This is a genomic window from Streptomyces sp. NBC_01465, from assembly GCF_036227325.1.
GTDB lineage: Bacteria > Actinomycetota > Actinomycetes > Streptomycetales > Streptomycetaceae > Streptomyces.
The window spans coordinates 173,514-192,881 of record NZ_CP109467.1 but is presented as its reverse complement, the minus strand read 5'-3'; the positions used below and the strand labels follow the sequence as shown (position 1 = coordinate 192,881).

Here is a 19,368-nt window from a genome sequence, read left to right as displayed (position 1 = left end):
ATCCGGGCACGACACCGGATGCCACCGTTCCGTACGGGATGATGGCCGGCATGCACATCCGAATCGACGCCGTCGACCTGCCCGGTCTCATCTGCACGGCCACCACCGAGGGCCCCGCGTACCGCAACGTGCACGTCGCCGTGCAGCGCCGCGACCGCCCCGCCGAGCTCCTGGAACCGCACCCCGGCGACGCCGCGTCCGCGACCTGGACCCTGGAGTGCACGGCGACCACCTCGCCGGAGGGCACCGAAGTGAAGGGCCCGTACGTACAGGACCGCCTGGGCCGCCGGTTCATCTACCTCTCGTGGGGCACCGTCGACGAAAAGGGCCTCTTCACCATGTTCCGCCGCGCCAAACTCATGCTCGACGTCGTCCCCGAGGAGACCCTCGCGGCCGCCGCCCGCGAAGGCGTCCTGGCCGGGCGGCTCGGTCTCACCGACGACAGCGGAAACCCCCTGTGCGCCCGGGTCGAGCCCCCGCGCATCGTCTGGACCGCCGAAGCCGCGGCATAGCCGCCGCACCCGCCTCGAAAGGCGGGGATTCCTCCCCCGTACGACCATGGAGCGGTGGACACTACGCCGACAGAGAGCGGCGGCGGCCTCCTGGCCCGGCCGCTCAGCCCCGACGACGTCCCCGCGTGGCTGGACCTCCGCCAGGCCGTGGAACGGGTCGACCGCACCGGACACCACGTCGACGCGGACGATCTCGCGGAAGCGCTCGCCGACCCCAAGCTCGACCTCCGGCAGGACTCGCTGACGCTCTGGGACGGGCCGGGCATGGTCGCGTACGCCCTGCTCCACACCCCCGACGGCGCCGTCGACGCGGCCCGCTTCGGCGGCGAAGGCGCGGTCCACCCCGACTGGCGGCGGCGCGGCATCGGGGACCGGCTCGTCGCCTGGATGGCCCCCCGCGCACGGACCCTGCACTCCGAGCGCTTCGCCTCACTGCCCGGCGAGCTCATGATCACCGGAAAGTCCGACGACAAGGACCTCATCGCGCTCACCGAGAAGCAGGGCTTCGCGCCCGCCCGCTGGTGGTTCGAGATGACACACCCCCTGCAGCGCGACAGGCCGTCGCCCGGCCGCGTCCCCGAAGGGCTGCGCCTGGTCGCCCTGGAGCCGGAGTACGACGAGGCGACCCGGCTCGCCCACAACGACGCGTTCCGCGACCACTGGAACTTCTGCGAGATGGACGAGGCCGACTGGCGCACCGAGGTGTCGGGAGCGCGCTCGCTGCGCCGCCCCATGTCCCGCCTCCTCCTCGACGGCGACATCGTCGCGGCGTATCTCATCGCGGAGGAGTACGAGGCCGACACCGCGGCCGACGGCACCAGGGACTGCCACATCGGCTACCTCGCCACCCGCCGCTCGCACCGTGGCATCGGCGCGGCCCCCGCGCTGATGGCCGCCACTCTGGAAGCGGCGCTGGCCGACGGGTACGACACGGCGTCGCTCACCGTCGACACGGCCAATCCTTCGGGCGCGCTGGGACTGTACGAGCGGCTCGGTTTCACCACGGACAGCGAGTTCGTCACGTACGCGCGGCCGATCACCGACGCCTGACGGTTCCGAGCGCCCGCCTCAACCCTTGGGACGTCTGCGCAGGAGCCAGAGGGAAATCCCCAGAGGCACCAGAAGCGCAGCCGCGATCGCGATGCCCGGCACCGGATCGTCCGTCTCCGCGGGACGCGCCGCCACGGGGTGCGCCGCGGCCTCGTGCGCGGGCGCCGGTGCGGGTGCCGGCCGGTGTGCCGCACCCGCGGCGGAGACGCTCCTCGCTCTCACCGGAGGCAGGGAGGCGACCGGTCTGACGCGCCCGACGGCGGTGAATCCCCAGTCGAGCAGGGCACGTGCCTCCTCGTACACACTGCCCGCCTGCGGGTTCATCACGGAGACGATCAGGGTGCGGCCCTTGCGGTGCGCGGCCGTGACCAGGGTGTTCCCGGCGTTCGTGGTGTAGCCGTTCTTCACCCCGATCAGCCCGGGGTAGGGGGCGACGTCCGGGGTTCCGGTGAGGAGGCGGTTCGTGTTCTGGATCTCGAAGGAAGGTCCGGAGTGGCCGCGGCTGTCCGTTCCGGAAGGGAACTGGGCCACGGAGGTGGCGCAGTACTTGGCGAACGCCGGGTTGGTCAGGCCCGCCCTGGCGAACACCACAAGATCCCGGGCCGAGGAGACCTGCCCCTCCGCGTCGTAACCGTCGGGGGACACCACATGGGTGTCGCTCGCGCCCAGCCGCTCCGCCGTGGTCTGCATCTGCCGGGTGGTGCGCTCCCAGCCGCCGTTCATCGCGGCCAGTACGTGGACCGCGTCGTTGCCCGAGCGCAGGAAGACACCGCGCCACAGGTCACCGGCCGAGTACCGGAGCCCGGGGACCACACCGACCTGGCTGCTGCCCTCGCCCATCCCGTACAGGTCGCTCTCCTTGACCAGGTGCACCTTGCGCGCCGGCACCCGGGGCAGGACCGTCACGGCGAACAGGGTCTTGAGCGTGCTGGCGGGCGGCAGCCTGCGATGCGCGTTGTGCTCGGCCAGGACCTGCCCGGTCGCCGCGTCCGCCACCAGCCACGACAGGGCTGACAGGGAGTCAGGTGCCGCGGGGGCGGAGTGGGCGGGGTCGTGCGCGCCGGTCGGTGGCGATGCGGCCCACGCCGCGCCGGGAGCCGGCACGGCCAGAGCGACCGTCAGCGCGGCGGTGAGGGAGCAGATATGACGAAGTGTCGGCAGATGTCGCATGTCGTCACGCTAAAAGCCATGGAGCAGGCCTGCAGGTCTACGTCTGCCAAACGGATCGTCACCCGCTCAGCACCGGGCGCTCGGCGACCGGCACATCGAGCGGACGGGCGAGCCCGACCACTCCTTCGTCGAGCCGCTGCAGATGACGCAGGACACGCGGGGTGACCGTCGCGGAGGGCCGCATCCCGGGCCCGTCGGCCTTGAGCAGGGAGGCGATGCTCGCCCCGGACTCGATCTGGCCGGTCCTCTCGTCCCTGACGTACGAGGAGAGAACCGCGATGTTGCCCGCGATGCGCCGGCCGGCCCGCTCCAGCCGGGGATCGGCGGCGATCGTCTTGCTGTACGGCAGGAGCTCGGCGGTCGCCGCCAGCGACCGTGCGTGGTACGCACAGGTCTCCAGGAGCGCCACCAGATAGCGGGCCGTCTGCCTGCGTCCCCGCAGCGGGGTGATGGGGTGCGTCAGCGGCTGGACCGAGGCGCGCAGATCCTCCAGCGCAGTGTCCAACTCCCTTGCCCTGCCCAGCAGATCGGCGGCGGGACCGCCGCTGAGCTGGTCCACGGACGCGGACACGACCTCGTCCAGCTTCTCCAGGACCGTGCCAAGGAGTTCGTCGGTACGGCGGTCGGTGTGCACGGGCAGGACCAGCACGGCCGCGATGATCCCGCAGGCCGCGCCGAGCGCCGTCTCCTCGATGCGCAGCACCAGGACGTCGACGCTGTACGTGTGGAGCAGGGTGTAGAGCAGGCCCAGCATCGCGGTCACGAAGAACGACATCAGCGCGTACGACAGCGGGGCGCTGAAGAACATCGCGAAGATGAGGACGAGGACCAGGGTGAAGGCCAGCCAGGTGTGATTCCCCACCGCGCCGGCCAGCAGGACACCGGCGAACACGCCGAGAACCGTCCCGAGCAGCCTGCGGTAGCCCTTGACCAGGATCTCGCCCGTGGACGCGGTGTTGAGGAAGACCACCCAGCAGGTGAGGACCGCCCAGTACCAGCGCTGGGAGGAGAGGAACTCCCCGCCGACGATGGCCAGGACCGAACCGACCGCGACCTGGAAGGCGGCCCGGGTGGTGGGACGGTGCAGGCCCGCCGGCTTCTCCTCTTCGCTCTCCTCGCTCGCGTCGGCCGAGGAGAGCGCGATGCTCTCGGCGTCGAACTCCTCCCGGGAACGGGTCGTGGCCGGCGAGTCGTTGGACTCGTCCTGCGGCCCGTCGAGGGCGAGCCGCAGACCGAGCACCGCACGCGCGGCCTCGCCGATCCCGCGGAAGACGTCCCGGACCGGTTCGGAGGCGCGCGGGAGCTTCTCCTCGTCGCGGTAGCCGAGCAGCCGGTTGCGGAGGTGGGCCACCGCGGTGCGGTCGTCGGGACCGGTCCTGGAGACCAGCAGATGCAGCGCGCCCAGTTCCCTGCGCAGGGTGGCCGTCGTGGGGTCCTCGGCCGGGATCAGGTTTCCTGTGGACGGCAGGGGCGCGTTCGGGAGATGGAGCGTCAGGGTGTTGGCGCCCTCGGCGCTGCGGGCGTTGAGCAGCAGCATGCCGAGGCGCTCGGTGGCGATCTCCGCGTCCGCGACGCGGCGTTGCAGCAGATCACCCGTGGCCGCGTCGGGCGTGCCCTCCTCCAGACGGCCCTGGATCATCAGCGCGGCCTCGTGCAGCCGTGCGGTGCCCGAGCGCAGATCGTCCAGAACCCTGTCCAACTGCTGCGCGGGCGTGTCCAGAAGCGCGATCTGGCTGGTCACCAGTTGCGCGAGCCGTGCCCGGAACGCGTCGCGCAGGCGCGTCAGGACGCGCTCGGGCGTCTCGGGGACGACGGCGAATCTGACCACCGCGCTGCACACGAACGCGACGGCGAGCACCAGATACAGCTGGGGCAGGCCCGACGTCGTGGCGCGCACGAACAGTGAGACGAAGTAGATCTGGAAACCGATCAGCCCCAGCGCCGTACCGCGGTCGCCGAACCGCCTGCTGTAGACGGCACCGAAGATCAGCACGACGAAGAAGGCGTCGCCCACGACGACCCTCTCGTTGAGGAGGGCCCCCAGGGAAATGGCCGCCAGGGCGACCGGCAGCCCCAGCGCGAGCGTCACCGCCTGCCCCCGGACCTGCTTCTCCTTGATCGCGAAGGTGGAGACCATCGCGGTCATGGCGCCCGTGACCAGGTGAGTGACATCGGTGCCCAGGAGCGCGAGGACGAGGAGCGTGAGCCCGATCGACGCCACCGTCCGCAGCCCCGCCATCAGCCGCAGGAGTCCCGGATCCGACGCCGCGAAACGATCCCAGACACCCGTTCCGTCGTGCCGTGCCACTGCCCTCACGCTGCCGTACTCTCCTGACGCCCGTCATGATCCGCGGTCGGCTTCAGCATGGCACGGGCGGTCACCGGCAGGGGAGAACGGGGGTGTTGATCACATGGGGAAGGAGTGCAGACGCACCTCTCCGGAAGGCCACTGCGCACCGTCGTGCAGCGGTGTCCACATCGTGCGCAGCGGCATGGTCACGGTTCCCTGCGGCTGCTCGACGTGGACCTCCTGGTCGAGTTCCTGCCAGCCGAGCCGCCCGTACAGAGGGACAAGAGGCGGCCTGCAGAAGAGAATTCCGTACGGCGGCCCCATCGTCCGAGCGTGTTCGAGTGCCGCTCCCACTACCACCCGGGCCAGTCCGTGCCCTCGCAGTTCGGGCGCGACCGCCACGCCGCCGACACCCACGGCCGCCGTATCGATGCCGCCTGCCGACAACGACAGTCGCAGCAGACCGGTGTGTGCGACGAGACGGCCCTCGTGACGGACACCGAAATGGATTTCCTTGGGCAGCCATGTCATGCCGGCATCCGCGACGCCGAAAGGATCGGCGCCGTCACCCAGGATCTCGCTCTGGTCGGCCGGTGTGTAGTGATCCAGCCGGACCGCGGCGGGCGACGGGTCGGAGAAGTGATCAGTCATGCCGACATGATCGCGCCACGGCCCTGCGGTCGGTCGGCGGGGGTCAGCCCGCGATGTGCAGTGCGGTCATGGCACTGCTGACCACGGAGTGGACCGACGCGGAGGCAGAGGTGTCGGCGAGGAAGAAGCCGAAGGCCGCGCAGACGAGGACGTGGGAGATCTTCACGCCCCCTTTGCGGCCCAGGAACCAGATGCCGAAACCGAGTATCAGCAGCAGTGGCAGATGCAGGGGCATGGTCGCCTCGATCCCCTTGAAGGGTGTGCGCTGGCGTCGGTGTCGTACGCCGGCCCGTCGGGGACGGAGAGCGGCACCGCAGACAACAGTAGACGCGTCCGTCACTCCACGCGCGCCGGAGAGTTGCGCACAGTGACGGACGGGGCCACGGCTTCAGCCCCTCGGGAGGACGCGGTCTTGAACACCCGCACGTCACTTCGTACGGTCGTCGCGTGACGTCCGACAGATCAACTCCCGCTCTGTACGAGGGCGGGCGCGGCGCGCTGTGGCCGGCCTTCGATGCCAGGATCCGGGCGGGGCGGGAGGCCCTGGAGCACCGCCACGGCGTACTCGTCGCCGGCGTGTGGGGCAGCGGGCGCACCACGCTCCTGCGCGCACTGGTGTGCGGGGAGGAAGCGGACGGGGCCTCGGTCCTCCGGCTGGCGCCCGGGCAGGGGGACGAGCGCCGGGCCTTCAGCGGCCTGGCGCACCTGCTGGCCGCCGTGCCGCCGGACCTGCTGACCTCACTGCCCCCGGCGCAGCAGTCGGTACTGCGGCAGGTGATGCACCACGTCCCTGCGCCCGCACCCCCGTGCGACGCCCTGGCCGTCCGGCTCGCCGTCACCGCGCTGCTCGCCGCCGCGGGCGAAGTCCGCTGGCTGCTGGCCGTGGACGACGAGCAGTGGCTGGACGCCGCGAGCGCCGACGTCGTCCGGCACGTCGCGCGCGCACTGGCACCGGGGCGGATCCGTACGGCCGTCACCGTACGGACCGCCCTCCAACCGGCCCTCGGCCACCGGGTGTTGTCCGAGCACGCGCCGCGGATCGTGCTCGACCCGCTCACGCTCGAGGAGACGGTCCTGTATCTGGAGAGCCGGGGCGAGCGTGCGGCGACGGCCGTCGCCGTCCATCGCGACAGCGGCGGACACCCTCTGCTCGTCCAGGCACTGGCCGCCGGACTGTCTTCCGCGGCGACGGACGCGGACTGCGGCGCAGTCCGTACGGCCCGGGAGCTCGCCGCCGCCTGGATCGCCACCGTGGACGCCGGCGTACGCGACACCCTGGCCCGTCTCGCGCTCGCCCACGACCCCACCCGACTCCAGGTGCGCCGCACCTGGCCGACCGCCACCGACGCGCACCTGTCGGCCGCCCTGGAGGCGGGCATCCTCAAGCCGCTCACCGGCGACCGCATCGCCTTCGCGGCCCGGGCGCTTCAGGCCGAAGTGGCCGACAGCAGTACGGAGAGCACCACCGCGCACGCCCACCGGGCCCTGGCCGCGACCGCCCCCGACCCCGTCCACGCCGCCCGCCATCAACTCCTCGGCGAGGACCGGCCGTCGGACGACGTACTGAACACGGCGGACGAGGCGGCGGCCCTGGCACGGGCCGGAGGCGACCGGGCCCTGTCCGCCGACATCCTCCTCGCGGCCGCCGCCCGCACCCCGAACGCCCAGCGGCACGCACAGCTGCGCCGGCTGGTCGCCGCCGCCGAGGACGCGGGCGCGGCAGGCCGGGCCGACCTGGCGTTGCGGGCGGCCGACGCCCTGGCCGCCGCCCGCGCGGGCGCGGCCGAGGCGGTCGCCCTCCTGGCCGTCGTCGATGCCAGCGGGCAGGAACTCGCCGACCTGGACGAACTCCTGCTGCGCGCACGCCGGCTCGCCCGCGACGACCCCGCTCTGCTCGCGGCCGTCGACATGCGCAGCGCGATCCGGCACAACCTCGGCGGGCGTCCCGAGGAAGCGCGGCAGGCGGCCCTCGGCGCGGTACGGCACGCATCCGCCGCGCGGCTCCCCGACCTCAGGGCCGCGGCACTGACCATGCAGGCACGCATCGAGCGGATCACAGGACACCCCGGCGCGCGCCGCACCCTCGAACTCGCCCTTGCCGTACCCCACTCGGACCGTCAGCTGCCGCTGCGCGACACCCCCCAGTACCTGGCCACCCGGCACGCGCTCTTCGACGACCGGCTGGAGGAGGCGGGCACGGCCCTGAGCGGACTGCTTCCCCTGGCCGAGGAGTCGGGTTCGGCCGAGGACCTCCAAGAGGTACTGCGCAGCCTTGCGGAGCTGGAGGTCCGCCGCGGATCCTGTATGCGCGCCCTGCACTGGAGCGCGCGTGCTCTGGCAGTCGGTCGCGCCGCGGGCCTGTCGCTCGGTCCCGCCTGGTACACGTGCGCGACGGCGGCCGCGGCGGGCAGCTCGTTCGACGAGGCCGCCCGGTTCGCACGCCTGGGTGTGCTGGTGTCCCGCGAGGCGGGGGACCTCGTCTTCACCTCGCGCAATCTGCTGGCCCTGGCCACCGTGGAGCTGGTCACGGGGGAGCCCGACCGGGCCGTGGCGAACCTGGGCAGGGTCGCGGAGCTCGAACAGACGCAAGCCGTCCGCGATGTGACAATGCTGCGCTGGCAGCCCGAGCGCGTGGAAGCGCTCGCCGTCACCGGACAGCAGGAGCCGGCCGCGCGCCTGCTGACCGCACTGCGCAACAGTGCTTCGCCGTCGGCGCTGGCCACCGGCTGGGGCGCGGCCCTCGACCGGGCCGAGGCCGTCCACCTCGCTCACGCGAACCGGAGAAACGAGGCGGTCGCCCTCCTGGAACGCGCGGGCGAGCACTTCGCCGGACTGGGCCTCCGGATCGAGGAGGGACGTACGCATCTGATGCGCGGACGTGTCGAGCGCGGCCGCCGCAGAGGGGCGTCGGCCCGCCGCGCCGGTGACCGGGCGATGGCCCTGTTCGAGGAAGCCGGGGCTCGTCCCTGGGCCGCGCTCGCCCACACTTTTCTGTACGCCGCCGAGGAGGCCGGCGCATCCCCGCGCGGTCCCGCCATGCTGACGGTCACCGAACGCAGGGTCGCGGACGTGGTCGTCTCCGGCGCCTCCAACAAGGAGGCCGCGCAGCGTCTCTTCCTGTCGGTCAAGACCGTCGAGGCCACCCTCAGCCGCGTCTACCGCAAACTCGACGTCCGCTCCAGGAACCAGCTGGCCGCAGCGCTCCGGCCGTCCTGAGGGGCAGGCGGAGCGCGCCGAGAGGGAGGGGGCCGTTCTCCGGCCGCCCTCCCCGCTGTCATGCCGTACAGGGCGTCAGCTGAACACGCTCCAGGTGATGGAGACCGACGCGTTCTTGCCGGCGCTGTCCGTCACGGTGACGCGGCTGTTGGCCAGACCCCAGGTCGTCGGCTTGCCGGCGATCACGCCGGTCGCGCGGTCGACGGTCAGCCCTGCGGGCAGGCCCGTGGCAGTGAACGTACGCGCGCCTGTTCCTCCGGTGGCCTTGAGCGCCAGGCTGAAGGGGCGGCCGATGTAGACGGTCTGCCCTCCGGGGTTGGTCAGGGACAACGTGCCGCCGCCGCTGTCGCCGACGGTCCAGGTGAAGGTGGTGGAGCCGGTCTTTCCGGCGGCATCGGTCGCCGTGACGGTCACCGAACCGGTTCCCGCGGCGGCCGTCGTACCGCTCACCGTGCCCGAGGCGCCGTCGATGGAGAGCCCCGAAGGCAGGCCCGTCGCACTCCACTTGTAGGGGGCCGTTCCGCCCTGTGCGCTGTTGGGAAGCGTGATCTTCTGCCCCACGGTGCTGCTCTGCGCGCCGACAGCGGTGACCGTCACCTCACCGGGCTGCGGCGAGCTCGTCGCCAGGGTGAGCCCCCACTTCTGCAGCGCCTCGCCGACGGGCTGGAAGATGGTGTTCGTCTCGCCGCTCTGCCCGCAGATCACGCTGCCGCCCCCGGAGTGGAGGCCGACCGCCTTGCCGCCGGTCGCGGAGACGTAGGAGCCGCCCGAATCCCCGCCGGCGGAACAGGTGTTGGTCCATGACAGCCCGTCGATGACCACGTTGCCGTAGTCGACGGTCTGGTTGACCTTGGTGATCTCACCGCAGTGCCAGCCGCTCGTCTGGCCGGAGCGGCAGACCGTCTGGCCCACCAGGCCTTCGGCCGAGCCTGTCACGGTCACGTCGCCGCTGCCGTACCCGGAGACCCTGGGCGCCACGTTCCAGCCGGCCTGATCGACGGAGACGAGGCCGAAGTCGCCCTCGCGGGCGTTGATGCTGTGGGTGCCGCCCTGGTTGGAGGTGCCCAGGCGGGTCCCGTCCTTCCCGTACGCGGCCTGGTCCACGTCATTGGTGCAGTGCCCCGCGGTGAGGAACCCCTTCGCGCCGCCGGACGCGTTGACGGAGAAGCCGACGGAGCAGGGGCTCTCGCTGCCTGGGGTCCACTTCTCGCCGCCGACCACGTCGCCCTGCTGCTGCACCGGGGCGTCGGACGTGTTCGTGACGACGACCCGGTCGCCCAACTCGCCGATGCGGCGCACGAACGCGGTGGTGGCAGTGGTGCGGCGCTCCTGGTCGACGACCACCTCGACACGGCTCGTACGCGCCTGGATCCCCCATCCCACGACCCCCGGCACGGCGTGCGCCTGCGCACCCACCGTCCGTGCGACACCTTCGAGATCGGATCTGCTGTACGGCACCCGGTGCGCCTCGCCGCCCGCGGCCTCGACAGCACGGGCGTCGGCCGCCGTGGTCACCGCGGCGTTGAGACGCCCGGTCACGGCGTCGAACCACATGCTGGTGACGCGGGGTCCGAGGGAACCGTCCAGCGCGGTGGCGACACGCGTCGCCCTGTCCTCGTTCACGAGCCGGTCTTGCGCCTGCCGATAGGTCAGGTGCATGTCAACCTGCATGGCGGCGACGAGCGGGGCCGGAGCGGGAGCGGGGTCGGCCTGGTTCTGTGAGGCGCCTGCCGTGGACGCCGCAGGACCGCCGAGCACCAGTGCAGCGGCAGCGCCTGCGGCCAACGGGCGCCATCGCAGCCATGGGGAGCGGGAGCTGACTTTTCGGATCATGGGGAAGGGACCCTTTCGCGGGGGTGCGCCGGAGGAGGACCGGCGTGCCCGAAAGAGTGGCCCTCACGCGCTGTGCGCGGCATCGGGGAAAACCCTTGTCCGCGACGGTTCACGGGCTCGCGCACAGCGCGACGAGCCGCTGTTCGGCCTCCGAAAGGCGGGGCGCGGCCGTGCTGTTGCCTGTAGAAGACCTGCGCTGCTCGGCCTTCTTGCACGCCGACGCCTGGGTGGCGAGCTCATCGATCTTCGCGCGCGCCGCGGCCGGGCCGTCCACCGAGATGGTGTTGCCGACCTGCTGCCGCTGATACAGGGGCAAGTACTTGAGCTCGATCTCGGGGTGGTCCTTCTTCACCTTCGAGAGGGAGACCCCGGCCACGTTCTGCTTGATGCCGCCGAACAGTGCGACGTGTCCGTTGTTGGCGCCGACGTAGTACTGGGCCTGCGTCCACCGGTAGCCGCCGTACAGACCGCCGATCACCACAAGGGCCGCTGCGAGCGACACCACCCACACCCGACGGGACAGGGGGTGCCGATGCCTGCGGGCCGGCGCGGGCGGCCGAGGGACGGGGAGCGGGGCCGGTTGCTCCGGGGCCGGTCGCGCGGCCGTCGGCGCCGGCGCGAACCGGGGCATCGGCGGGGGAGGTGCGAGAAGCTCCACCGCCCGGGGAATCGTCAGCCTGTTCCCCGGCTCCTTCTCCAGCAGCCCGCTGATCAGAGCCGCCAGCCGGCCTGCGCGGAGCATCGGCGGGGCCGGCTCGTGCACCACGGCGTACTGCGATCCGGCCTGGCTCGCCCGGAGGAAGGGCGAGACGCCTTCGACGGCCTCGTACAGCGTCGCTCCGAGGGAGAACAGATCGCTAGAGGCGTCGCCCTTCAGTCCACGAGCCCGCTCCGGCGCCAGATACGAAGGCGAGCCAATGACGACCCCGGCTTCGGTCAGCCCTCTGTCCGCCGAGTTGACGGCGATCCCGAAATCGCTGAGCAGGACTCGGCGGTCGTCGGTCACCAGCACATTCGCCGGTTTGACGTCACGGTGCACGATCCCCTCCGCGTGCGCTGCCCGAAGCGCCCGCAGGAGCGCCGTCGCGACCTCCGCCGTGGCGTCCACCGAAAGCGGCCCGTGCTTGCGCAGGTGCTCCTGCAGAGTGGCTCCGGGGACGAGCTGCATCACGATCCACGGGATCCCGTCCACGGTCAGCACGTCATGGACGGTGACGATATGGGGATGGTCGCGCAGCCTGGCCGCGTTGCGGGCCTCCCGTACGGCGCGCTCCAGCCGGTCCGCCCGGTCGGCGGGCGACATCACCGCGGGCAGGAACAGTTCCTTGATCGCGACGTGGGTGTCGAGCTGCTCGTCGTGAGCTCTCCATACGCGCCCCATGCCCCCGGATCCCAGGGTGTGCACGAGCCGATAGCGGCCGCCGATGAGCTGGCCCTTTTGCGCTTCCGGCGCCATGGTGCCCCCACTCAACGTCTCATTCGACCTCAAGTAGCAAGCAGAATAGCCGTGTTGCCCGCATTCAAGGGCGTACGGTGCGCGCTTCGCAGCGCCCCTGGCCGAGTTCGACGGTGAACGACACGTGCTGGCCCTCGGACAGGGTTTTGGTGGGTCCCTCGATGTCCGCGCGTCGCACATACAGCCTGTCGTTCTGCTCGAAGGGAACGATGAATCCGTAGCCCTCCTTGCGGTTGAAGTACTCCACGACACCCTCGCATCGTTCGCTCATGGCTCTGCTCCTTGCCGAGTTCCTCAGGAGGCGCATGACCGGCGCTGTGGCAGGTATGGGGCAAACCACCTCTTCGTGCCGTCCGGGAGCGCGTACGGCGCACGGCGGAGGCGTGGCCGGAGCGCGTCTCTCCTTCGGCCATCGCAACGCAAGAACCCCGGCTCCGCACCTTCGCGCAGGGCTAAGGGCGCGGCCAGGGACGGCCGCCGAGCCGTTCGATGTCGGTGTTGAAGCGCCGCAGGTACGAGGCGAATCCGGCGATGTCCTCGTCCGACCAGTCGGCCATGACCTGTTCCAGTGAGTGGACGAGGCCCTCGCGCTCCTCGTCGAGCATGCGTGCGCCCTCGTCGGTGATCCGGAACTTCCGTGCCATGCCGCCCCCGGGGTCGGCGATGCGCTCCACGAGCCCGGCGCGCATCGCCGCCGCGGTCTGCCGGTTGAGCGTGGAGGCGTCGAGTCCGAAGGCGTCGCTCAACTCGCCGATCGACATCGGCCCCTGGACGCGGACGCGGCTGAGCAGGATGTAGGCGCTGCGGTCCATCAGGCCGTCCTTGCGGCGGCCGCCCTTGTTCTGCAGGAGGCCGTGGCGGCTGAGGAGCATCTGTTCGTACTCGACCTCATGCGTGGGCCTGATCATGGGGCCGATCCTCTCACAGGCCTGTGCAGGGGACATGTGATGTGCACAGTGCACATGGCATGTACGATGCACGAGCTCGCCCCGACGAACACCCGAGGAGTCCCGGATGGGTGCCCCCCAGCCATCAGACCGCGCAGGCGCGATAGTCGCCACGCTGGCTTTCGCCGGCACGACGGCGGCCATCATGCAGACCCTGGTCACCCCGCTCATCGCGGAGCTGCCGCAGATCCTGAACACGACGCCGTCGAACGCCGCGTGGGTGATCACCGCGACCCTGCTGGTGTCGGCCGTCTGCGTGCCGGTCTCGGGGCGACTGGGCGACATGCTCGGCAAGCGCCGGATGCTTCTGGTGTGCGCCGTGCCGCTGGTGGCCGGCTCCGTGGTGTGCGCGCTCTCCTCGTCCGTCGTCCCGATGATCGTCGGGCGCGGTCTGCAGGGGATGGGCATGGGCATGCTGCCGCTGGGCATCGCGCTCCTGCGTGACGTGGTCCCCGCGGAGAAGCTCAGCTCCTCCATCGCACTGGTCAGCGCCTCGATGGGAATCGGCGGTGCCCTCGGCCTGCCGATCGCCGCCGCGGTCGCCCAGTACGCGAGCTGGCGCGTCCTCTTCTGGGGCTCCGCCGGTCTGGCCACGGTGGTCGCCCTGCTGATCTGGTTCCTGATCCCCGACGTGCCGGCCGGCGCCAAGGGCCAGCGCTTCGACGTGCTCGGCGCACTCGGCCTCGGTGCCGGTCTGGTCTGTCTGCTGCTCGCCGTCTCCAAGGGCGCCGACTGGGGCTGGGGTTCGGCCACCACGCTCGGTCTGTTCGCCGCCGCCGTCGTGGTGCTGGTCGCCTGGGGCCTGTGGGAGCTGCGGACCAGGGACCCGCTGGTCGACCTGCGCACCACCGCCCGCCCGCGCGTTCTGATGACCAATCTCGCCTCGGTCTTCGTCGGCTTCGGCATGTACGCCAGCATGCTGATCACGCCTCAGCTGCTGCAGTTCCCTTCGGCCACCGGCTACGGCCTGGGTCAGTCGATGCTCGCGTCCGGCCTCTGGATGGCGCCCGGCGGCCTCATGATGATGATCGTCTCCCCGCTCGGCGGAAAACTCACCGACGCCCGCGGCCCGAAGTTCACCCTGGTCTCCGGCGTCCTGGTCGTCGCGGGCGGCTACGGTCTCTCGCTGGCGCTGATGGGCTCCGCCTGGGGGCTGATGCTGGTGTCCATGGTGACCAGCAGTGGCGTGGGCCTTGCGTACGGTGCGATGCCCGCACTCATCATGAGCTCGGTCCCGCTCACCGAGACCGCCGCCGCCAACGGGTTCAACACGCTGATGCGCGCGCTCGGCACCTCGGTCGGTGCCGCTGTCATCGGTGTGGTCCTCTCGCACATGACCGTCACCGTCGGCGGCCACAGCTTCACCTCCGAGAACGGCTTCCGTACGGGGCTGATGCTCGGCTGCGGCGTCGCCCTGGTCGCCGCGGCGATCGCGGCGCTCATCCCGGCCGTACGGAACGCGGCGGCCGACAGCGAGAAGGACGGCACCAGCCCCGCCCCGGAACAGGCCACGGTCCAGGCCTGACCTGCGCGGGAGAAGAACGCGGAGCCGTCGCCGCCGGGCGACGGCTCCGCCTGCGCACCGGAGACCGGTGCGTCAGCTGTAGACGCCGAACTGGTAGAGCGAGTATCCCCAACCCGTGCCGCGTGCGGTCAGGTTCAGCCGCACGTACCGCCCCGACGCGTTGACGGCGATCGAGTCGACGTCACCGTTGCCGGTCGTGGTGGAGTACGCGGACCGCCAGTTGGTGCCGTCGTCCGAGACCTGCACCTCGTACGACTTGCCGTAGGCCGGATCCCAGACCAGCTGGAGCTGGCGGATCGTCTTTGACGAACCGAGGTCCACCTGGATCCACTGCGGGTCGCTCCAGTCGCTGGCCCAGCGCGAGGAACCGTTGCCGTCCGTGGCCATCGCCGGGGTGCACGGGCAGCCGCCCGTCGGGTCCGTCTGGTACGAGGACGCGGTGGTCGGCCGGCCGAGCGCCAGATCGGTGCCGGAGACGGGCGGTGCCACGACCTTCACGGACTTGGTCTCGATGCCCGCGTTGCCGTGCCCGTCCTCCGACTGGATGTAGACCTTCCAGACTCCCAGCTTCTCCGGCGCGGTGACGGCGAAGGTGCCGTTGCCGGTGGAGCGCCAGGTTGCCGGTACCAAGGCCTTCTCGCCGTTGGCGTAGTTGCCGCTGAGGAAGATCTTGTTGGTGATCGTGTCGTTGTCCGGGTCGCTGATGTTCGCCTGGACGGTGAACTCCTTTCCGGCCGGGGCCGAAGTCGCGGGCGTGACCGTCATGTTGGAGATCACCGGAGGGGTGTTGTCCCCGGCCGTCGAACCTGCATAGGCCTTCTTCACGGCGTAGTAAGACAGCCGGCGCAGGTCTCCGGAGATCAGGTTGAACCACACGCCGCCGAAGTCGTGCTCGGTGCCGTAGTGGAAGAGCGTCCCGCCCAGCGCGACGCCCGCGTGCCCGGTGATGCAGTTCCACGCCTTGGTGTAACCGGCGGCCTTCTGGACGTCGGTCGGCTCGTCGGGGACGCCGTTCACGTCGTTCGGCACCTCCCACTCACCGGCGGGACCCGTCTCGGTGATGATGTACGGCTTGGTGTAGCCGCCGGCCTGCCAGTCGGTGCGTACGTCGCAGACCTTGTTGTAGGAGTTCATCGAGTACAGGTCGAGGTCGGGGGCGTTGCGCTTGTAGTAGGGCCAGGCGCCGGTCCAGGCGTCGGTCGAGGTGACCGGGTGGTCGGGGTCGATCGAGTGGATCTTCTTGGCGACGTCGTTCACGAAGGACGTGTAGGCGTTGCGCTGGTTCTCCAGCTCGGCGCCGCTGTAGCAGTTCTGCAGACCGAGGACCGACTCGTTGCCGACGTTCCACATCAGCGTCGCGGGGTGGCTCTTGTAGGCGTCGACCCACTTGGCGAACTCGGTCAGCGAGTTGTTCTTGTACGTGGTGTCGGTGACGTAGTTGACGCATCCGCCGCTGCCGGGACCGCCGCCGGGCTGCAGCCAGAAACCGTTGATGACCTTGATGCCGTTGGCGGCCGCCGAGTCGAGCAGCGGCTTGGTGGTGCCGTCGGTGCCCCAGGTGCGGATGGTGTTGGCGCCCATCGACTTCACGTCGGGCATGTACTTGGGTGCGTCGGCGACCGAGGGACCCCAGGTCAACCCCTTGACGGTGTACGGCTGCCCGCCGACCTTGAGCTGCCAGTTCCCCTGCGTGCCGGTCACCGCGACCGCTCCGGTGGGCGGGGGAGTGGTGCCGCCGCCCGATCCGTACACCTGGAACTCCCAGAGGGAGTAGCCGTATCCGCCGGGGCGGACGGTTCCGTACATCCGTACGTACCGTCCGGAGCCGGAGAGCGCGAGGTCGTCGGTGCCGCCGTCGCCGTTGGTCACAGTGCTGACGGTGCGCCAGTCCGTGCCGTTGTCGGAGGCCTGGATCTGGTAGCCCTTGCCGTAGGCGCCCTCCCAAGTGAGCACGGCACGGCTGAGGTTGTAGCTCTGGCCGAGGTCGACCTGGAGCCACTGCGGGTCGGACCAGGCGCTCGCCCAGCGGGTGCCGGTCAGATCGCCGTCGACGGCGAGGGACGCCGCGTAACCCGCGCCTTCGGTCGAGGAGGCGGTGGCGGGCTTGCCCTGGGAGAGCAGGGAGTCGGCCGCTGCCGCGCGAGGGGCGGACATGAAGGTGAGCATCGACGCGAGCAGGGCGCCGAGGGTGAGGATCAGAGGAAGGGTCCGGGGTCTTCCGGACACCACTGCGGGTGGTCTGTGCACAGGGGCTCCTGGCGGAGAAGTGGGGGAGGGGCGCTCTCCCGCCCAGCGGCGGGAGAGCGCTCTGCCTGGGGAGGGTGATCAGGGGAACGAGACCACGTTGGACGGGGTCGTCCCGGTGCCCGAGGTGGGCGAACCGGTGTTGTTGATGACGTGCGCGTACTGCCCGTTGCCGCCGAGGGAGACCACGAGCAGGTCGTGGAACTTCACGCCCGCCTTGACCGGGGCCTCGAAGCCGTGGTCCTGGATGATGCCGGGCGCCACGTTGTAGTAGCAGTAACTGCCCAGGCCCCAGCCCTCGTGGGTGTTCACGGAGTCGGCGACCTTGTAGGCGGCGAAGCCCCGGGTGCTGCCGTTCTGCACGGCGGCCTGGTTGGGGGCGTCGTACGACTTCTCGTTCTGGAAGAAGATCGTCCGGCCGCGTTCGCCGTTCCACTGGACGTCGTACTTGTTGAAGTGCTCGACGAACAGCCCTGTGGCCAGGACGTCGTTGCCGTTCACGGTGAGCCCGTAGTCGGCGCGGTTGGTGTCCCAGCCGACCCCGGTGCCGTGGTCGGCGCGCCACAGCCAGGTGTGGTCGATGATCGTGTTGTTGCTGTTGATCTCCATGCTGGTGGTGGCCTTGCCGGCGCCCGCGCCGCCGATGCGGACGAAGACGTCCTGCACGGTGGTCGGGTTGTCCGCGTGGCTCGCGGACGAACCGGCCGGGCCGACCTGCAGCAGCGTCGGGGAGTTGACCGGGCCGGCGTCGATGAGGAATCCGGCCAGCTTCACGCCGTCCACGTCGGCGACCTTCATCGCCGTCACACCGTTGTCGGGGATGATCGTCGCGAGGCCGAGGCCCAGGACGACCGTGTTGGCGCGGTTGACGGTGATCGTCTGGTCGACGTGGTAAACGCCGGGTGTGAAGAGCAGGTTGAGACCCTGGGCCAGCGCGGCGTTGATGGTGGCCGCGGTGGCGCCCGCCTTCACGACGTAGAACTGGCTCAGCGGGATCGACGTGCCCTGCGGGGTGCCGCCCCACGAAACGCCGCGCGCATTGGTGCGCTTGGCGGGGACGAACACCTTGTAGTCGTTGCCGTCCAGGTAGAGGAAGGGCTTCTCGCGGGAGACCGGGGTGGAGTCGAGCGTCGTGTACGGCGGGTTCGGGAAGGCCTGCGCGGGCGCGCCCTGGACGCCGGAGAACACCTGGTTCCAGACGCCGTTGGAGAAGCCGCCGATCGAACTGTCGCGGGTGTACCACTGCTGCTGCGAGTAGTTGCCGACGGAACCGTCGATCTTGCTGTCGGCGATGTAGCCGCCGCTCGCCCAGCCGTAGCCGGACGGCGCCAGGTTCAGTCCGCCCTTGACGTGCATCCTGCGGAACGGTGCGGCCTGCGAGACGGCCCAGCGGTCGGTCCCGCTGACCGGGTTGAGGGCCAGGTTCTCCGCGGAGCGCCAGAAGTTCTGGGTGGCGTTGCCGTTGAACCAGCCCGCGTCGACGGTCACATCACCGTTGAAGGTCGTGTCGTCGGGGTTGAGGCCGAGACCCGCGATCGAGGTGTAGAAGCCGATCTGGGCGTTGATGTTGTTGTACGTGCCCGGCTTGAAGAGCAGCGCCTTGCGGGCCGTGCCGAACTGCGCCGACTCCTGCTGGTGGAAGACATCGTCCACCGTGGCCTGGATGTTGGGGGTCGAGGGGTCGAAGACCAGCACGTTCGGGCCGAGGTCGCCCCCGCCGGGGATGGTGGGGCCGCCGCCGTCACCGGCGGTCCCGTACACCTGGAACTCCCAGAGGGAGTAGCCGTATCCGGTGGCGCGGGTCGTGCCGTACATCCGGACGTAGCGTGCCGAGCCCGAGACATTGAGCGTCTCGGTGCCGCCTGCACCCGTGGTCGTCGAGTACGCCGTCGTCCATGAACCGGCGTCGGTGGAGAACTCGATGCGGTACGCCTTCGCGTACGCGGCCTCCCACTTCAGCACGACCTGGCTGACGGATGCGCTGGCGCCGAGGTCGATCTGGATCCACTGCGGGTCGGAGAAGGCGCTGGCCCAGCGGGTGCCCGTCGTATTGCCGTCGACGGCCGCGGAGGCGGGGTAGCCCGCGCCCTCCAGCGACGACGCGGTGGCGGGCTTCCCCTGGGAGAGGAGTACGGGAGCGGCCGCGTGCGACGCGGCGGCGGGGACGAAGAGCAGCAGGGCTGCGACCAGGGCGGTGACCACGGCGCCGGCGAGCCCCCGGCGCGGGGCGGAGGCGGGTCTGTGGGGAGGGGGCGCGAACTGTGCGGGAGTTGTGCGCATGGGGCTGTTCTCCTCGATTGGGGGAGGAACACATCTGGAGAGCGCTCTCCAGTGGCCAGATGCTGGCCCGCGCGCACTGCCGGGGTCAAGAGTCGTGCAGGGACTGCTTTAAGGTCCTGTAGAGGTACGTGGCCGGATTGCATCGCTGCACGTCATGAATCCCCCCTTCCCTTCAACTCTTCAACGAAGAAAGG

At 70.7% G+C, this 19,368-nt stretch carries 14 protein-coding genes; 4 read left to right on the top strand and 10 right to left on the bottom strand.

All coding sequences use genetic code 11. The features are described 5' to 3' along the window. Nucleotides 1-50 precede the first annotated feature (50 nt). Together OG707_RS00745 and OG707_RS00740 are read left to right on the top strand one after the other, a co-directional pair. Nucleotides 51-512 (top strand): DUF5990 family protein, encoded by a 462-nt coding sequence (locus OG707_RS00745; protein WP_329113159.1) that lies wholly within the window; start codon nt 51-53, stop codon nt 510-512. Between the two features lie 54 nt (nt 513-566). Then, a complete protein-coding gene (locus OG707_RS00740) occupies nt 567-1,562 on the top strand; it encodes a GNAT family N-acetyltransferase (RefSeq protein WP_329113156.1) in 996 nt (331 codons plus the stop codon). 18 nt (nt 1,563-1,580) lie between these two features. Here the strand turns inward: OG707_RS00740 and OG707_RS00735 are convergent, their stop codons facing one another. From OG707_RS00735 to OG707_RS00720, 4 genes are all read right to left on the bottom strand, one after another. Next, nucleotides 1,581-2,732: a D-alanyl-D-alanine carboxypeptidase family protein gene (locus OG707_RS00735; RefSeq protein ID WP_329113154.1), complete on the bottom strand. Its 1,152-nt coding sequence runs from the start codon at nt 2,730-2,732 to the stop codon at nt 1,581-1,583. A gap of 58 nt (nt 2,733-2,790) precedes the next feature. After that, complete coding sequence (locus tag OG707_RS00730; RefSeq protein WP_329127564.1) at nt 2,791-4,971, bottom strand: FUSC family protein; 2,181 nt, start codon at nt 4,969-4,971, stop codon at nt 2,791-2,793. A gap of 168 nt (nt 4,972-5,139) precedes the next feature. After that, nucleotides 5,140-5,673: a GNAT family N-acetyltransferase gene (locus OG707_RS00725; RefSeq protein WP_329113152.1), complete on the bottom strand. Its 534-nt coding sequence runs from the start codon at nt 5,671-5,673 to the stop codon at nt 5,140-5,142. Between the two features lie 43 nt (nt 5,674-5,716). Beyond that, a complete protein-coding gene (locus OG707_RS00720; protein WP_329113150.1) occupies nt 5,717-5,908 on the bottom strand; it encodes a hypothetical protein in 192 nt (63 codons plus the stop codon). 212 nt (nt 5,909-6,120) lie between these two features. Here OG707_RS00720 and OG707_RS00715 point away from each other — a divergent pair, with 212 nt between their 5' ends. After that, nucleotides 6,121-8,889 carry a helix-turn-helix transcriptional regulator gene (locus tag OG707_RS00715; RefSeq protein WP_329113147.1) on the top strand — a complete coding sequence of 923 codons (2,769 nt, stop codon included), beginning with the start codon at nt 6,121-6,123 and terminating at the stop codon, nt 8,887-8,889. A gap of 75 nt (nt 8,890-8,964) precedes the next feature. On the opposite strand, the gene OG707_RS00710 is transcribed toward OG707_RS00715, so the two are convergent. From OG707_RS00710 to OG707_RS00695, 4 genes are all read right to left on the bottom strand, one after another. After that, entirely contained in the window at nt 8,965-10,722 is a 1,758-nt protein-coding gene (locus OG707_RS00710; RefSeq protein WP_329113145.1) for a putative Ig domain-containing protein, read from the bottom strand. A 109-nt stretch (nt 10,723-10,831) separates the two neighbouring features. Further along, nucleotides 10,832-12,178, bottom strand: coding sequence for a serine/threonine-protein kinase (locus tag OG707_RS00705; RefSeq protein ID WP_329113143.1), 1,347 nt, complete (start codon nt 12,176-12,178; stop codon nt 10,832-10,834). A 64-nt stretch (nt 12,179-12,242) separates the two neighbouring features. After that, nucleotides 12,243-12,449 carry a cold shock domain-containing protein gene (locus tag OG707_RS00700; RefSeq protein WP_329113140.1) on the bottom strand — a complete coding sequence of 69 codons (207 nt, stop codon included), beginning with the start codon at nt 12,447-12,449 and terminating at the stop codon, nt 12,243-12,245. A gap of 181 nt (nt 12,450-12,630) precedes the next feature. Further along, a complete protein-coding gene (locus OG707_RS00695) occupies nt 12,631-13,086 on the bottom strand; it encodes a MarR family winged helix-turn-helix transcriptional regulator (protein ID WP_329113138.1) in 456 nt (151 codons plus the stop codon). A 106-nt stretch (nt 13,087-13,192) separates the two neighbouring features. Here OG707_RS00695 and OG707_RS00690 point away from each other — a divergent pair, with 106 nt between their 5' ends. After that, a complete protein-coding gene (locus OG707_RS00690) occupies nt 13,193-14,650 on the top strand; it encodes an MFS transporter (RefSeq protein ID WP_329113136.1) in 1,458 nt (485 codons plus the stop codon). A 72-nt stretch (nt 14,651-14,722) separates the two neighbouring features. On the opposite strand, the gene OG707_RS00685 is transcribed toward OG707_RS00690, so the two are convergent. Together OG707_RS00685 and OG707_RS00680 are read right to left on the bottom strand one after the other, a co-directional pair. Further along, nucleotides 14,723-16,816, bottom strand: coding sequence for a galactose-binding domain-containing protein (locus OG707_RS00685; RefSeq protein ID WP_329127562.1), 2,094 nt, complete (start codon nt 16,814-16,816; stop codon nt 14,723-14,725). Between the two features lie 159 nt (nt 16,817-16,975). Beyond that, nucleotides 16,976-19,174 carry a discoidin domain-containing protein gene (locus OG707_RS00680; RefSeq protein WP_329113134.1) on the bottom strand — a complete coding sequence of 733 codons (2,199 nt, stop codon included), beginning with the start codon at nt 19,172-19,174 and terminating at the stop codon, nt 16,976-16,978. Nucleotides 19,175-19,368 lie beyond the last annotated feature (194 nt).